General features: G+C 53.3%; 10 protein-coding genes and 1 other annotated feature. Of the genes, 2 read left to right on the top strand and 8 right to left on the bottom strand.

All coding sequences use genetic code 11. The features are described 5' to 3' along the window. Positions 1-336 precede the first annotated feature (336 nt). Both NYE26_RS26910 and NYE26_RS26915 read right to left on the bottom strand, forming a co-directional pair. Positions 337-2,043 (bottom strand): glutamine--tRNA ligase/YqeY domain fusion protein, encoded by a 1,707-nt coding sequence (locus NYE26_RS26910; RefSeq protein WP_339251470.1) that lies wholly within the window; start codon positions 2,041-2,043, stop codon positions 337-339. Between the two features lie 81 nt (positions 2,044-2,124). Next, positions 2,125-2,388, bottom strand: a binding site (T-box leader). Between the two features lie 71 nt (positions 2,389-2,459). Beyond that, positions 2,460-4,028 carry a tetratricopeptide repeat protein gene (locus NYE26_RS26915; RefSeq protein WP_339251472.1) on the bottom strand — a complete coding sequence of 523 codons (1,569 nt, stop codon included), beginning with the start codon at positions 4,026-4,028 and terminating at the stop codon, positions 2,460-2,462. Between the two features lie 116 nt (positions 4,029-4,144). Between NYE26_RS26915 and NYE26_RS26920 the strand changes: the two genes are divergently transcribed. Then, positions 4,145-5,353 carry an oxalate decarboxylase family bicupin gene (locus NYE26_RS26920; RefSeq protein WP_339251474.1) on the top strand — a complete coding sequence of 403 codons (1,209 nt, stop codon included), beginning with the start codon at positions 4,145-4,147 and terminating at the stop codon, positions 5,351-5,353. Between the two features lie 110 nt (positions 5,354-5,463). Here NYE26_RS26920 and NYE26_RS26925 read toward each other — a convergent pair whose 3' ends face one another. After that, entirely contained in the window at positions 5,464-6,753 is a 1,290-nt protein-coding gene (locus NYE26_RS26925; protein WP_209876682.1) for an arsenic transporter, read from the bottom strand. Positions 6,754-7,771: 1,018 nt separating this feature from the next. Between NYE26_RS26925 and NYE26_RS26930 the strand changes: the two genes are divergently transcribed. Then, positions 7,772-8,842 (top strand): LLM class flavin-dependent oxidoreductase, encoded by a 1,071-nt coding sequence (locus tag NYE26_RS26930; RefSeq protein ID WP_339251476.1) that lies wholly within the window; start codon positions 7,772-7,774, stop codon positions 8,840-8,842. 175 nt (positions 8,843-9,017) lie between these two features. On the opposite strand, the gene NYE26_RS26935 is transcribed toward NYE26_RS26930, so the two are convergent. From NYE26_RS26935 to NYE26_RS26955, 5 genes are all read right to left on the bottom strand, one after another. After that, a complete protein-coding gene (locus tag NYE26_RS26935) occupies positions 9,018-9,506 on the bottom strand; it encodes an isochorismatase family cysteine hydrolase (protein ID WP_339251478.1) in 489 nt (162 codons plus the stop codon). Positions 9,507-9,526: 20 nt separating this feature from the next. After that, positions 9,527-10,024, bottom strand: a complete 498-nt coding sequence (locus NYE26_RS26940) for a GNAT family N-acetyltransferase (protein WP_339251480.1) — start codon at positions 10,022-10,024, stop codon at positions 9,527-9,529. A 151-nt stretch (positions 10,025-10,175) separates the two neighbouring features. Further along, positions 10,176-11,030 (bottom strand): carbohydrate ABC transporter permease, encoded by an 855-nt coding sequence (locus NYE26_RS26945; protein WP_036730471.1) that lies wholly within the window; start codon positions 11,028-11,030, stop codon positions 10,176-10,178. Between the two features lie 3 nt (positions 11,031-11,033). After that, positions 11,034-12,005: a sugar ABC transporter permease gene (locus NYE26_RS26950; protein WP_036730473.1), complete on the bottom strand. Its 972-nt coding sequence runs from the start codon at positions 12,003-12,005 to the stop codon at positions 11,034-11,036. 61 nt (positions 12,006-12,066) lie between these two features. Further along, on the bottom strand, positions 12,067-13,488 hold the full coding sequence (locus NYE26_RS26955; RefSeq protein WP_339251483.1) for a carbohydrate ABC transporter substrate-binding protein: 1,422 nt from the start codon (positions 13,486-13,488) through the stop codon (positions 12,067-12,069). Positions 13,489-14,021: the final 533 nt, after the last annotated feature.

Here is a 14,021-nt window from a genome sequence, read left to right on the forward strand (position 1 = left end):
TCTTGCCTTATGTTATTACCCGCTCCCATTATCAAGTTGACTCCTCTGCCGGGGGTGATTGTACTTTGTGCAGTTCCCAGTAATCTGCTGTATAAACTACAATAGAAGCTGTTTTTTGGTCGATTATAATGAAATCTAATGTACAAAGTGCAGCCAACGCTTTACTCCCAACCCGATATTTCTCCCACTAGTCGACCATTAGCCTGGCAGACGCATACGCAAATCAGCGATCCTCCAGTAACAGGAGCACCGCTGCTTGTGTAACATTCTAAACTTTTTAAGAAGTTAGCCTGGCATAGCCCGCACAACCCGCCAAATTCTAGATTCATCCACTACTTATTCGCTGCTGCTTACGTGTCCTGCGTTGCCCTTCCAGGTGTCCTTAAGCGGAACGATTCGGTTGAACACCAGCTTCTGAGCTGTGCTATGCTTGCTGTCGATGCAGAAATAGCCGTGACGCAGGAACTGGTAGGTATCCCCAGGATGAGGGTTGCCCGCAAGCCGCTCCAGCAGGCAATCTGTAAGCAGGGTCACGGAACCCGGATTGATGTATTCCTCCCAGCTCTCTCCTTCCTCCTTCGGCCCGTTGTTATCCGTCAGCAGCTGCTCATACAGGTATACGTCACTCTTCAGCGCATGAGCAGCCGAGACCCATTGCACAGTCCCCTTCACCTTCCGGCCGCTTAGAGGGCCGCCGCTGCGGGTCTCCGGGTCGTAGGTACACCGCAGTTCGAGGATTTCTCCCGTCTCTGCGTCCTTCATGACTTCATTGCAGCGGATAATGTATCCGCCCTTAAGGCGCACCTCGCCGCCTGGAACCAGTCTGCGGAAGCCCTTCACAGGCACCTCCATGAAATCGGCCCGCTCGATGTAGAGCGTGCCGGAGAACGGTACTTCTCTTGAACCCAGCCCGGCATTCTCAGGGTTGTTAGGGATCGGAAGCAGCTCAGAGGCCCCGGCGGCGTAATTGGTAAGCACGACCTTCAGCGGGTCCAGTACCGCCATGACCGCCGGCACCTTAGCCTTCAGGTCCTGTCTCAGGCAATGCTCCAGCAGCGAGAAATCCACCATCGCCGTATTGCGGACCATGCCGATCTCCCGCACGAAGGCCTCGATGCTCTCCGGCGTGAATCCCCGTCTGCGCAGCCCGCTGAGCGTAGGCAGGCGCGGATCATCCCAGCCGTCCACGAAGCCTCCGGCTACCAGTGCCCGGAGATGCCGCTTGCTTGTAACCACTCCGGTCAGGTTCACCCGGCCGAATTCCCTCTGTCTCGGCGGTTCCGGGGTGTCCAGCTCGTTCAGCACCCATTCGTACAGCGGCCGGTGATCCTTGAACTCGATCGAGCAGAGCGAATGCGTCACCCCTTCCAGCGTATCCTGAATCGGATGGGCGAAATCATACATCGGGTAGATGCACCAGGCAACGCCCGTGCGGTAATGCGCGGCATGAATAATCCGGTACAGCACCGGATCTCGCAAATTCATGTTCGGCGAGGCCATGTCGATCTTGGCCCGCAGCACTTTAGCGCCATTCGGATAGCTCCCCGCACGCATCTCCCGGAACAGCCGCAGATTCTCCTCCGGCGTTCGGCTGCGGTAAGGACTGTCCTTCCCCGGCTCGGTTAAGGTCCCCCGGTAAGCCGTTACCTCCGCTGCCGTCATATCACAGACATAGGCTTTCCCCTTCAGAATGAGCGTCTCTGCCCTGCGGTAGATCTCCTCCGAATAATCGGAGCCGTAGTAGATGTGCTCCCCGGGACTGCAGCCAAGCCATTCAAGATCACGGATGATCGCTTCCACATACTCCTTATCCTCTTTGAGCGGGTTGGTATCATCGAAGCGCAGATGGAAGCGTCCGCCGTATTTACGGGCAATTTCCACATTTGTATGGATGGCAAAAGCACTCCCGATATGCAGATAGCCATTGGGCTCCGGCGGAAACCGGGTGCAGATCTCCCTGCTGAAGACTCCCGCCTCCACATCTTCTCTAATCAGCCTATCCATATAATTCTCCGGCAGAGCCGGTCCATTATTCTCTGTCATTCCAATCTCCTCCTGTTCATGGGTGGTACGCCGCCTTATCTGGATACAACAAAAAAGAACCTCACCTCCAAGACCGTAAGTCTTGGGGACGAAATTCTCGCGGTACCACCCCAGGTTCATTAATATGTCACCATATTAATCTCATCAAGTACGGCGCTGCCGTCCGGCAGGGCTTATACTCTAGCTCTGTAACAGGAGCTCCTGTCGTACCATCCCCGGCTGCTGCCTGGTTCCGGTAAGCCGCTCAGAGGCTTGTTTCCATCCAGTCTTCCCTGCTCCTTCACACCAGCCGGAGCTCTCTGTGAGGGAAGAACCTGAATGTACTCTTCTCGTCATCGCGTTTGCGTTATTGGATACAGAATAACAAAACTCACAACGGGTGTAAAGGGCTGCACCGGACTGCCGGGAGCAGCAGCCTAAGCCTCTGCCGGGTCCTGGCTTAGCGCCGCGAGCAGCTCCAGCGCTTCCTCATGCTCCGGCTCAATCAGCAACGATCTGCGTGTATAATCCAGCGCCGCTTCATCATCCTCCTGCTCGTAGCTGCAGATCGCCAGGCAGTACAGCACAGTAATTACCGGCTCCTCCTCACTGGAGTGGAGCGAATGCTCCAGGAAGCGGCGGGATTCCCCGTACTGCTCCATCTCGAACAGCAGCAGGCCGCAGTCCAGCGCCAAATCATACTTTTGCGGCATCGGGTAGAAGCCCCGCCACATCCGGTCGATCCCCCGCTGAAGGTCCAGCAGCTCCTCGTCGCTGGCATCCGGCAGCAGCGCAGAGATCCGCTCGGCACTCTGAATGAACAGCTCCGCGTCATAGCCCCCCAGCCGCCAGAAGGCCAGGATCTGCTGCATGCCGATGGTGTCGTAATTCTTGTCGATCCACACCTTCAGGCTGAAGAAATCATCCGGCCCGAACCGCTCCACAAACCGCCGGTAGGCCAGCCGGGTATGCGGATGCAGCATCGGCTCCTCCAGCATCAGGATGCAGCCCACATTGAGATTTTTATAATGATGCTGCGTGAACTGGGATTGTGCGCCCTTCCGCTCAAAATAATGCACCAGCGCATGATAATTCGCTGTAAGCGAGATGCTTCCGTGATGAATCAGCTTCGGCGGCTCGGCGAACTCCCAGTTCTCCAGCCGGTGGTCTCCCTTATCGGCAGTGAGCAGCAGGAAGCTTCCCCGGGAGAGTGCACCCAGACGCTCCATACAGGACAGGGCTGCCTCCGGGAACAACACATGTGAATCCTCCAGCTTGTCCAGATAGAACGAGATCACTTCATGATAAGGATACGAGCTGTCCTCATAGCCCGCTGCACGCTTGTAATGGTATTCCGGCACCAGATCACGGAGCACCTCGGACGGCCCCATGGTAGCGGACTGCTCCGGATATTTCAGCGAGACCTCACATTCATAGATCTTGCCTTCATCCACATAGAGCAGCTCCTGCGGGATACTGTCGAAGAAGTAGTTGGCGATCACCATCAGCGGCTGCCCCAGCTCCCCAGGCTTAATCACCAATCCGCTCTGCGTTAAGCTCAGCTCCGTATCCCGGACCGCATCGAAGCGGGCAAAGTCCAGCATTCCCTGTTCTACAAAAGGCTTCAGCCCCTCATGCTGCTGCCAGCCCTCAATGTTCTTCCACGGCAAATCGCTCATCACGTAACGGAACGGCGGCAGCGGCACGCCCGCATACTGGATCAGCTCACAGAGCTGCTGGAGCACATGGAACGCGAGACGCCCCACACCTGCACCCAGCTCCAGTACCACTACCGGCTCTGTAGTGAATCCCTTCTGCGCACGGTCCTGAAGAAAGCCGAAGATGATCTCCGCATACGCTGTTCCAATCATCGGATTGCTTGTAATATACTGCGGAACCTGGTCATTGGCCCAAGCCTGGAGCCCCAGCTGTTCATAGTAGGTGCGCTGCAATTCCCATATAGGCGCTTCGCTGAAGCGGTAGCGTTCTTGTCCACTTAATGTCATTGGTTCTAACCCTGCTCTCTGATTATCGTACGGATCTTTGTCCGGTAGTCAAATATTATCACATTTGCGCATATATTTTCTTGAAATGCTGTGCGTTCCAGAAAGGAGCCTATGTGATGAATCCTGAGCATCCCCGTTCTCCAGGCCAGCCCGTCATTCCCCAGCCCATACGCAGTGACGGTGCAGGCAATATCGACCTGGGTCCACGTGACATCATGCGCGACCGGGAGAATCCCGACATGTTCGTTCCTCCGGTCACGGACAACGGGCTGATCCCGAATCTGAAGTTCTCGTTCTCCGACGCCCACATGCAGCTGAATCATGGCGGCTGGTCCCGTGAGGTGACAGTCAGGGAGCTGCCGGTAGCCACTACGCTTGCGGGCGTAAATATGAGCCTGACGCCGGGCGGCGTACGTGAGCTGCACTGGCATCAGCAGGCAGAATGGTCCTACATGCTGCTGGGCAGCGCAAGGATTACAGCTGTGGACCAGAATGGCCGCAACTTCATCGCCGATGTCGGCCCCGGCGATCTGTGGTATTTCCCTCCAGGCATCCCGCATTCCATTCAGGGCCTGGCTGAGGGATGTGAATTCCTGCTTGTGTTCGACGACGGAGGCTTCTCGGATCTGAACACCCTGTCCATCTCCGACTGGTTCGCCCATACGCCGCGTGAAGTCCTGTCCGCGAACTTCGGTGTACCTGAATCCGCCTTCGCCTATCTTCCCAAGGAGCAGGTGTACATCTATCAGGACCAGGTGCCAGGTCCAATTGCGAGCCAGCGGATCGAATCGCCTTACGGGGAGATTCCGCTGAGCTTCAAGCATCGGCTGATGGCCCAGCCGCCGCTCAAGACCCCGGGTGGCAGTGTGCGGATTGTCGACTCCAGCAATTTCCCCATCTCACGGAATATCGCCGCAGCTCTAGTAGAGATTGAGCCCGGGGCGATGCGGGAGCTGCACTGGCATCCGAACAACGACGAGTGGCAGTATTACCTCAGCGGGCAAGGACGAATGACCGTCTTCGGAGGCAACGGCGATGCGCGTACCTTCAATGTAAGGGCCGGGGATGTCGGCTATGTGCCTTTTGCCCAGGGGCATTATGTTCAGAATACCGGCACAGAGACGCTCTGGTTCCTGGAAATGTTCAAGAGCGACCGGTTCGCCGACGTCTCCCTCAACCAGTGGATGGCGCTCACGCCCCATGAGCTGGTCAGCAGCAATCTTCATGCCGGGCCGGAGCTGATGAACGCCCTGCGCAAGGTGAAATGGCCTGTGGTGAAGTACCCGGAGCAGCAGGAGCAGGGACAGGGCAAGAAGAAGGAATGATCTGCCTTAGATGTCGAAAAAAGAGCGGTCAGACTAGGTCTGCACCGCTCCTTCTATATTATGAATTGTACACGGGATCGTGGCCTCCGGTTCGTTTACCAGGTCTCTGATTAGAGCCACTTCAGCTCCAAATATAGACCGAGCAACGTGATGAACAGTGTGGGAACCGTCAGGATAATCCCTATTTTGAAATAGGAGCCCCAGGAGATCTTCACACCCTTGCCGGACAGCACATGCAGCCACAGCAGGGTGGCCAGTGAACCAATCGGTGTAATCTTGGGGCCCAGATCCGAACCGATAACATTGGCGTAGATCAGAGCCTCCTTCACCAGACCCGCGGCATGTGCGGTATCAATGGCCAGCGCCCCGATCAGCACGGTCGGCAGATTATTCATCACGGAGGAGAGCAGCGCGGCCAGGAAGCCCATCCCCATCGTGGCTGCGAAGAGCCCGTGCTTCGCAATTCCGCTGATCATCTCTGCGAGCACATCCGTCAGTCCCGCATTACGCAGGCCATACACCACTACGTACATGCCAATGGAGAAGAAAACAATCGCCCAAGGCGCCCCTTTGACCACTTCCATCGTCTTCACGTAAGGACTTCTGCGGGCCATCAGCAGGAAACAGATTGCGATCACTCCCGCTACCACGGATACCGGAATGTCCAGAAATTCACTGACGAAATATCCGGCTACCAGAAGCGCGAGTACGAACCAGGATAGCCGGAACATCCGCTGGTCCTTAATGGCATCCCCCGGAAGCTTCATTCCGGCGGTGTCATACTCCTTCGGAATGCTGCGGCGGAAGTAGAGATATAAGACCAGAATGCTTGCTCCAAGCGAGAACAGGGTAGGCAGCCACATGTGTCCTGCATACTGCATGAAGGTGATGCCGAAGAAATCGGCAGAGACAATATTCACCAGATTGCTGACGGTCAGCGGCAGCGAGGTGGTATCGGCAATGAAGCCGCTGGCAATAATAAAAGGAAAGACTTTGCGCTCGTCCAGATTCAGCGCCCGGACCATCGCCAGCACAATCGGCGTCAGAATCAGCGCTGCCCCGTCATTGGCGAACAGCATCGCCACGACTGCACCCAGTACAATCACATAGATGAACATCAGCGTGCCGTTGCCGCGTGCCGCCGCCGCCATATGCAGCGCCGCCCACTCGAAGAAGCCGACACGATCGAGAATTAAGGAAATCAGAATAATCGCTACAAAGGCAAGCGTTGCATTCCATACAATCAGCGTCACATCACGGACATCGCCGAAGCTAACCACTCCTGCCGCAAGCGCGAGAATCGCCCCGCCGCAGGCGGACCAGCCAATTGATAAATTCCGCGGCTGCCAGATCACAAAAACCAAAGTCACAACAAAAATCAGGCAGGCTATCACAACCATAATTCAGCCCCCCATTTGATCTGCAGCATTCCCTGATGCACTCCTTACAGTAGATATAAATATAAGCCAATTTATATATACTAAAGCAGCCTCATCCGAAGTACAAGATAAAAATTGCTGGAAGGTTCACCTGCGCTACGCAAGCCTGTTCAGAGACATTACCGTCCGACCGGCAGCCGTCTGCTGCAATAATATTTATATGCTTAAGTACTAAGTGTATGTATGAATACATAGGCTGGATTAAGGGGAACGAAGCAGCTTCTTGGAGAGGAGATGCAGGTCCGTAAAGAGCCATCCTTGTTACGGGATTGGAGGTTCGGACTACCATGAGTACAGACCAGCTCATCGCACTGCTCGTTCTTGTTATTATGATTGTACAGCTTGCCGTCAAGAAGGATAAATCCTGAATCCTGAAGACAGCAGGCCCGCCGAAGAGGCCGGGGCAACCCGGTCTCTTTGGCGTGAGAACAAGTGTGGACCGCACCCTCGTACGTGCCCAATGTGTTTGGTTTTTCGATTACATTCGCCCCCGCACCCTCCTACCTGCCCAATGTGTTCGGTTTTTCGACTGCATTTCGCCTATGCGCCATCCGTCCGGTCCAATTGTAATCGGTTTTTCGACTACATTTCCCCTACGAGCCGCACCCGGTCCAATTGTAATCGGTTTTTCGACTACATTTCCCCTACGAGCCGCACCCGGTCCAATTGTAATCGGTTTTTCGACTACATTTCCCCTACGCGCCGCGTCCGGTCCAATTGTAATCGGTTTTTCGACTACATTTCCCCTACGCACCGCGTCCGGTCCAATTGTAATCGGTTTTTCGATTACATTTCGCCTACGCTACCTGTCCGATCCAATTGTGCTGGGTTTTTCGCATACATCGATTCGATCTGCTAAAACTATAGTTTCCCATACAATAAGAAATCAATAAAAATCACCTATTTCACTTACTAAAGTTGAGAAACATTAAAAAGTATAGTAGAATGATGACATGAAGAAAGAAAGGGGCGGATGAACATGGCCGATGAGAAGAAGATTATGGAAATAGGGATAAGCACGTTTTTGGAGACTACACCTGACCCGGTGACGGGGCAGACAATCAGCCATGCAGAACGGCTGCGGGAAGCTGTCGAGGAGATTGTGCTCGCTGACCAAGTGGGCCTGGACGTATATGGAATAGGCGAGCATCACCGTAAGGATTATGCAGGGAGTGCCCCGGCTGTAGTCCTCGCCGCAGCGGCAGCGACAACCAAGCGGATCAGACTGACCAGTGCGGTCAGCGTCTTGTCTTCGGATGACCCGGTGCGGGTCTATCAGGCGTTCGCTACGCTGGACGGCCTCTCGAACGGACGGGCAGAGATTATGGCCGGACGCGGTTCGTTCACTGAGTCCTTCCCGCTGTTCGGTTACAGTCTGGAAGATTACGATGAATTGTTCGAGGAGAATCTGGAGCTGCTGCTGGCGATCCGCGCCTCCGAGAAGGTCACTTGGCGCGGTGGGCACCGTCCGGCTATAAATAATCTGCCGGTCTATCCACGCGCTGTTCAGGACCCGCTTCCGGTCTGGGTCGCCAGCGGCGGCAACCCTGAATCCGCTGTGCGGGCTGGAACCCTTGGTCTGCCTATCGCCTTCGCCATTATCGGCGGAATGCCAGAACGGTTCGCTCCGCTGGTGAACCTGTACAAGGAGGCGGCAGCACGCGCCGGACATAATTCGGACAAACTGCAAATCGCCACACACTCCCACGGCTTCGTAGGTGAAACTAACGACCAGGCTGCGGCCTTGTTCTACCCGTCCACCCAGGCGCAGATGAATGTCATCGGCCGCGAACGGGGCTGGGGCGGAACCTACAACCGCGCAGCCTTCGACGATGCCCGCAGCTTACGCGGAGCACTCTATGTCGGTGACGCAGAGTATGTCGCCGAGAAGATCATTCTGCTGCGCAAGAATCTCGGCGTGACCCGGTTCTTCTTGCATGTGAATGTCGGCTACATGCCGCACCGCGAGGTCCTGCGTGCCATCGAGCTGCTAGGCTCCAAGGTTGCCCCTATCGTGCATGCGGAGTTAGCCCGTACTGAGGGGAAATAAAGTCCGGCTTCACTCTAACCCGGAATATTTTACTCTATCCGGAACAAAATCACCTTGCGGGTGAATGAGATTACCTGCGCGCCACTTATCCACAACAGAAGAAAATCATAATTTCCTAAACAACAAGAAAGCCTCAAGCGCCAAACGGTGCTTGAGGCTTCCTTGTTGTTGAAAACTAAGATTGCACCAACGCTTGAATCACAGGATACGAAACCAGATTCCGGTCCCTGTACGCCGCCGTGATTACATCCTGATGAGAGCTTAGAATCCCATTTTGCAGCAGCACCGCCTTGATTCCCCTTTCGGCAGCCCCGTTATAGGTGAACAGAACGCAATGCTCGGCGGCATAGCCGGAGAGAATCAGCAGATCGATGCCTTGCTCCCGCACAAGCTTGTCCAGATCCGTCTTCCAAAAGGCATTCGAGTATTCCTTCTTCACGTTGAAATCCGTCTCCTGAATCTCAATTCCGGGGATGATCGCGAACTTCGCTTCCTCAGAGGGCTGCATCCCTTCAATGTCCTGAATATGAATCACGGCATGGCCCTTGGCCCGCAGCAGCCCGGAGACATAATTGATATACTCGCAGGCACGGTCAATCTCCTTCTGCTCCACCCCGCTGACATGGACCTCTTGCAGATCAATAATTAACAATCCGATTTTCACTCCTGCTTCCCCCTATCCGCTTATCCTTCCACCTTACCTGATGCCGGATGTTCATTCAACCGCTTGTGCAGATCCACTCTGGTATAGGTGGTCTCATATTCGCTACCGTCTTCCTTATAAAAAACAGCTGTTCTCAGGTAAGGCTCCGTAACCGCTTGATAGCCAAGCCTTGTAATGAGCTGTATCATCCTTGGATTGTCCAGCGGATCAACACTGACAAACAGTTCAGAATAGCCCAGCTTCCGGGCCAGTTCCTCCTGATAACGGATCAGAGCGGAGCCTGCTCCTTTTCCCCGGCTGGCTTTTTGTACATAGAGATCACTTAATTTGGGTTCGGTACTCCCGCTTAACTTCAGAAGCCCGAACCCTGTAATCCTTCTACCCTGCTCAGCAACGATAAAGCATATCTCCCCTCGCTTCTGCTGATCCAGATACTTGCGGAATATGCCCTCATGGTTGCGGATTGAACATAAACTGCCCAGATCGCTCTCGCTGGCGGCTCTTGTGTTATAGGTCATGGCTACCTCCATATCACAGATAATGTCACTAGAATTGTAACATTAATCCGTACTGAACCGAATCTAAGCATACAAAAAACTGCAGTAGAATGATCCACCGGAATGGACCTTCTCTGCAGTATGGTTTGTCTTCACAGCTATCCTGATCCGGTTATTCTTTGACTCCGCCCAGTGCTACACCTGCGATAATATAACGGGACAGCAGGAAGTAGACTACGAACAGCGGCAATGCGGTCAGCGCCAGCCCCATATAGATGGAGCCGAATTCCGTCTTGTAGATGTCCCCGCGCAATAAGCTGACCATGATAGGCATCGTATATTTCTCCTTCTGAGTAAGGAGGATTAACGGCATGAACAAGTTGTTCCAGTTGGCTACAAAAGCAAAAATGGCTTGTGTCGCAATGGCCGGCATCATCAGTGGCATAATAATCCGGTTAAAGGTACGGAACTCGCCAGATCCGTCTACACGGGCTGCCTCTACGATCTCAATGGATAGTGTAGCAAGCAGGTATTGACGCATGAAGAACACCACTGCAGGCGCTGCAATGGCCGGCAAGATCAGCGGAAGGAAGTTGTTGGTCCAGTGCAGCTTATACATGAATTGATAGAAGCCGATCGCACTGGCTTGGGAAGGAATCATCATCACGCACATAATGAAGGTGAAGAACGCGCCCCGCAGCTTCCAGCTGTAGGTTACCAGTCCGTAAGCAGCCAGTGAGGAGAAGTAGACCGTACAGAGTGTTGCACCGCTGGCAATAATGAAGGAGTTCATGAAGCCTTGCAGTGGATCAAAGCTCTTGTCGAGCAGCACCTTCAGATTGCCCATCATGTGGCTCGAAGGGAGCAAGGAGAGTCCGCTCTGAATCTCCGGTGTAGAGCGTGTAGCGTTCACGAACATAATCCAGAACGGCAAAATGCTGAGTACTGCCAAAGCGATGCAAACCACGTAGATAATCGTCTTGTTGACAGTTTGGGTGACTTTACTGCTTTCCCGATTCTTCTCCATGGATTACACCTCCCTAGCCGCTGCCTGGGCAGCATTTCTGTGTGTTTGTTTTTGGATCTTCTTCAACTTGGCTGCGTCCCGGTCACGCATCACGTAGAACAGGAGGCCGGACAGTACAGCAGAAATCAGGAACATGATCATACTCGCGGCTGCAGCACGGTTATACATGTAGCTGCCCTTGAACGCCTGCCCATAGATGAACATGGACGTAGTAAGCGTAGAGTCATCCGGTCCGCCCGCCAGGAATAATTGCGGAATATCGAACATGGTCAGACCGCCGACCATCGAGGTAATCAGGGTGAACAGCAGGATGGTACGCAGACTCGGCAGGGTGATCCGGAAGAAGGTCTGGAACCCGTTCGCGCCGTCAATCGCCGCCGACTCGAACAGCGCCGGGTTAATCCCCATTACGCCTGCAATCAGGACGATCATCGTGTTCCCGTACCACATCCAGAACTGGATGAAGGCGATAATGCCGCGGGCTGTCGTCTTATCCTGCAGGAAGAAGATTGGAGAATCACTCCAGCCCAGCATCTGAAACAGGCTGTTGACCGGACCCATAGGATATGCGAACAATGTACTGAACAGCACGGCAATCGTACTTGCAGTGATGATATTCGGCATATAGAGCAGAACCTTGAACAAGCCTTGTCCTTTGACGTTCAGACGCTTGTTCGTGAACCAGGCGGTCAGCAAAAGCGCAAGGGCCATCTGCGGAATAAAGTTGGTAATCCACAGGAGGAAGGTATTGATCAGGGACTTGCGGAATGAAACATTATCGAACAGGAGATCCTTGAAGTTCTGGAACGGGTTATCAAGGATATGTATAGGCTTCGGAATGAGCCCCTTCATATCCGTGAACCCGATGACTGCTGTATACAGAATCGGATACAGCGAAAAAATCAGAAAGGCAAGTACAAATGGAAAAGTAAAGATATAGCCGAATTTCGCATAGCTGACATCCTTGCGGCGCATGCTCTCACCTCATTAGTTGATTATAGGGGCGGGGATAATCCCCCGCCCCTTCGAATTCCTCTTATTCGCTTTCAATACCCAGCTGGTCTTTGACTTGCGACTTGAAGGTTTCGATTGCTTTTTCCTTGGTCTTATTGCCTGCAGTGTACTCACGTACCTGTTCGCGCCAGGCTTTGTTAATCGTTTCGTCGAATTGGGTCAGGTTCTTACCTGAAGCATTCGCGTTGGCCGGAACGAAGACGTCGAACATGTTCTGTCCGCCGAGCAATGGAACTTCACCATTGGACTTGGACATCACCACAGAGGAAGCTACGCTATCCTTCGTGCCTTGTTCGCCTGCTTTCATCGTACCGTTAGCCCAGTAATACTGGAGGCCCGTCTCAGAACTGTCGAGTGTAACCCATTTAACGAAGTCTGCAACGGCTTGCTTCTTCGCTTCATCCTTGGTTACTTCGGCATTGGCCAAGAGCCAAGTACCGCCCCAGAAGAAGCCTGTGGTTGGTTCAGTTACAGCCCAGTCGCCGTTGGTATCCTTCACCTGACCGTTCATCACGTAGTTGATGAGCCAAGCCGGACCGAAGAATCCGAAGATAGGTTGAGCGCCTGCACCGGACATATCGGCATACCATGCTTCTGTCCAGTCTGTTGTATCGTTATGATAGCCGTTGTCTTTCAGCTTCTTGGAGAGATCCATGAATTCTTCACGCTTCGGATCGATGTGCAGCTTGCCGTCCACGATCCAGCCCTTGTCCGAGCTATTCTCGATCGGGTGCCAGATATCACCGTCGCCGGATACGATACCATAGCCTTTAGCCTTCAGCTTCTTCGCTGCATCGAAGAATTTATCCCAGCCGGGCCCAACCTCTGTTTTGATCTTAGCCGGATCATCGGTTCCGAAGACATCCTTGGCAATGGAGCGGCGATAGATGAAGGCACCGCCTGTAGCCTGGTAACCGAGGCCTTTCAGATGACCGTCAAGGCTGCTGCCGATATCTACAGAATACTGGGCGATGCCAGCATCTTTTACCATTTGATCATCAAGTCCGAGGTCTGCATAATTCGCAGCATAGGTGGATGCATCGCCTTGCGTGTATTTAAGTACAAATGCGGATTCCGCTGCGTAAATATCCGGGGCATCCTTCCCGCCGCCTGCCAGTGCCTGGTCAAGTGCAGGCTGATAAGCACCGTCTGTAGTTGCAATTACCGTAGTTTTGAATTCCACATTCGCATCAGGATGCGCTTCCATATACTTTTTGGTCATGTTCGGAATTTCATCGGTGAAGCTCCACAGATTGATCGTTACCTTCTCACCGCTACCAGCTGGAGCTTTGGTGGCCTCTGCAGCATTCGATGCGGTCGGAGCCGTTGTCGCGGCTGCGCCGGATGAGCTGGAATCCGAATTCCCGCCGCCGCATCCTGCCAGAGCAGATGACATCACGAGTACTGTTGAGAGCCCCGTTAAAACACGCTTCATACTTTTCATACTTTGCCTCCCCTTTTATATTCATCCTCGGTTTTTTGTAACCGCCTTCATATTATAGTGCTTGTCTCTCCCCCGCATAAGGAACCCCTCATTGGGAAAAATACCACTATTTATGGGTTTTGCTCTAAAAAGTACAAAAAAAGACGCTTGGGCTATATGCCGAAGCGCCTTAACACATAGGAGAAGAATCATTCGTGATGGATCTCTCTACTCTTCATAATTCTTGCCAGAAGCAGGCCGTCGCTAAAATAGTATGCCTCATTCCTGGCAATGATAGATGGGTATAGGTTAACTGCAATGGTCCAGCCGTTCAAAACGAGGAAAATCAGCGGAAGGAAATAGTTATCTTCATTGCCGATTCAAGCAGAACCCTGCCTTTACGAAATATTTTTCACCATTAACGAATAATTATCTTCATTCATTCTATCTAACTATGGCCTATTGGGGTATAAGTAATTAGTCGCCCGAGCTGAGAATGCTGAAACTTGTCATCATTCCTAACGTAGATTTGAACCATACAGACAAAGAAACAC

Source organism: Paenibacillus sp. FSL P2-0136, from assembly GCF_037975325.1.
GTDB lineage: Bacteria > Bacillota > Bacilli > Paenibacillales > Paenibacillaceae > Paenibacillus_AQ > Paenibacillus_AQ silagei.

Excerpts from the sequence above, each read along its gene's own strand:
- NYE26_RS26910 (WP_339251470.1), bottom strand. The coding sequence starts at position 2,043 with ATGACAGAGAATAATGGACCGGCTCTGCCGGAGAATTATATGGATAGG.
- NYE26_RS26915 (WP_339251472.1), bottom strand. The coding sequence starts at position 4,028 with ATGACATTAAGTGGACAAGAACGCTACCGCTTCAGCGAAGCGCCTATA.
- NYE26_RS26920 (WP_339251474.1), top strand. The coding sequence starts at position 4,145 with ATGAATCCTGAGCATCCCCGTTCTCCAGGCCAGCCCGTCATTCCCCAG.
- NYE26_RS26925 (WP_209876682.1), bottom strand. The coding sequence starts at position 6,753 with ATGGTTGTGATAGCCTGCCTGATTTTTGTTGTGACTTTGGTTTTTGTG.
- NYE26_RS26930 (WP_339251476.1), top strand. The coding sequence starts at position 7,772 with ATGGCCGATGAGAAGAAGATTATGGAAATAGGGATAAGCACGTTTTTG.
- NYE26_RS26940 (WP_339251480.1), bottom strand. The coding sequence starts at position 10,024 with ATGACCTATAACACAAGAGCCGCCAGCGAGAGCGATCTGGGCAGTTTA.
- NYE26_RS26945 (WP_036730471.1), bottom strand. The coding sequence starts at position 11,030 with ATGGAGAAGAATCGGGAAAGCAGTAAAGTCACCCAAACTGTCAACAAG.
- NYE26_RS26950 (WP_036730473.1), bottom strand. The coding sequence starts at position 12,005 with ATGCGCCGCAAGGATGTCAGCTATGCGAAATTCGGCTATATCTTTACT.
- NYE26_RS26955 (WP_339251483.1), bottom strand. The coding sequence starts at position 13,488 with ATGAAAAGTATGAAGCGTGTTTTAACGGGGCTCTCAACAGTACTCGTG.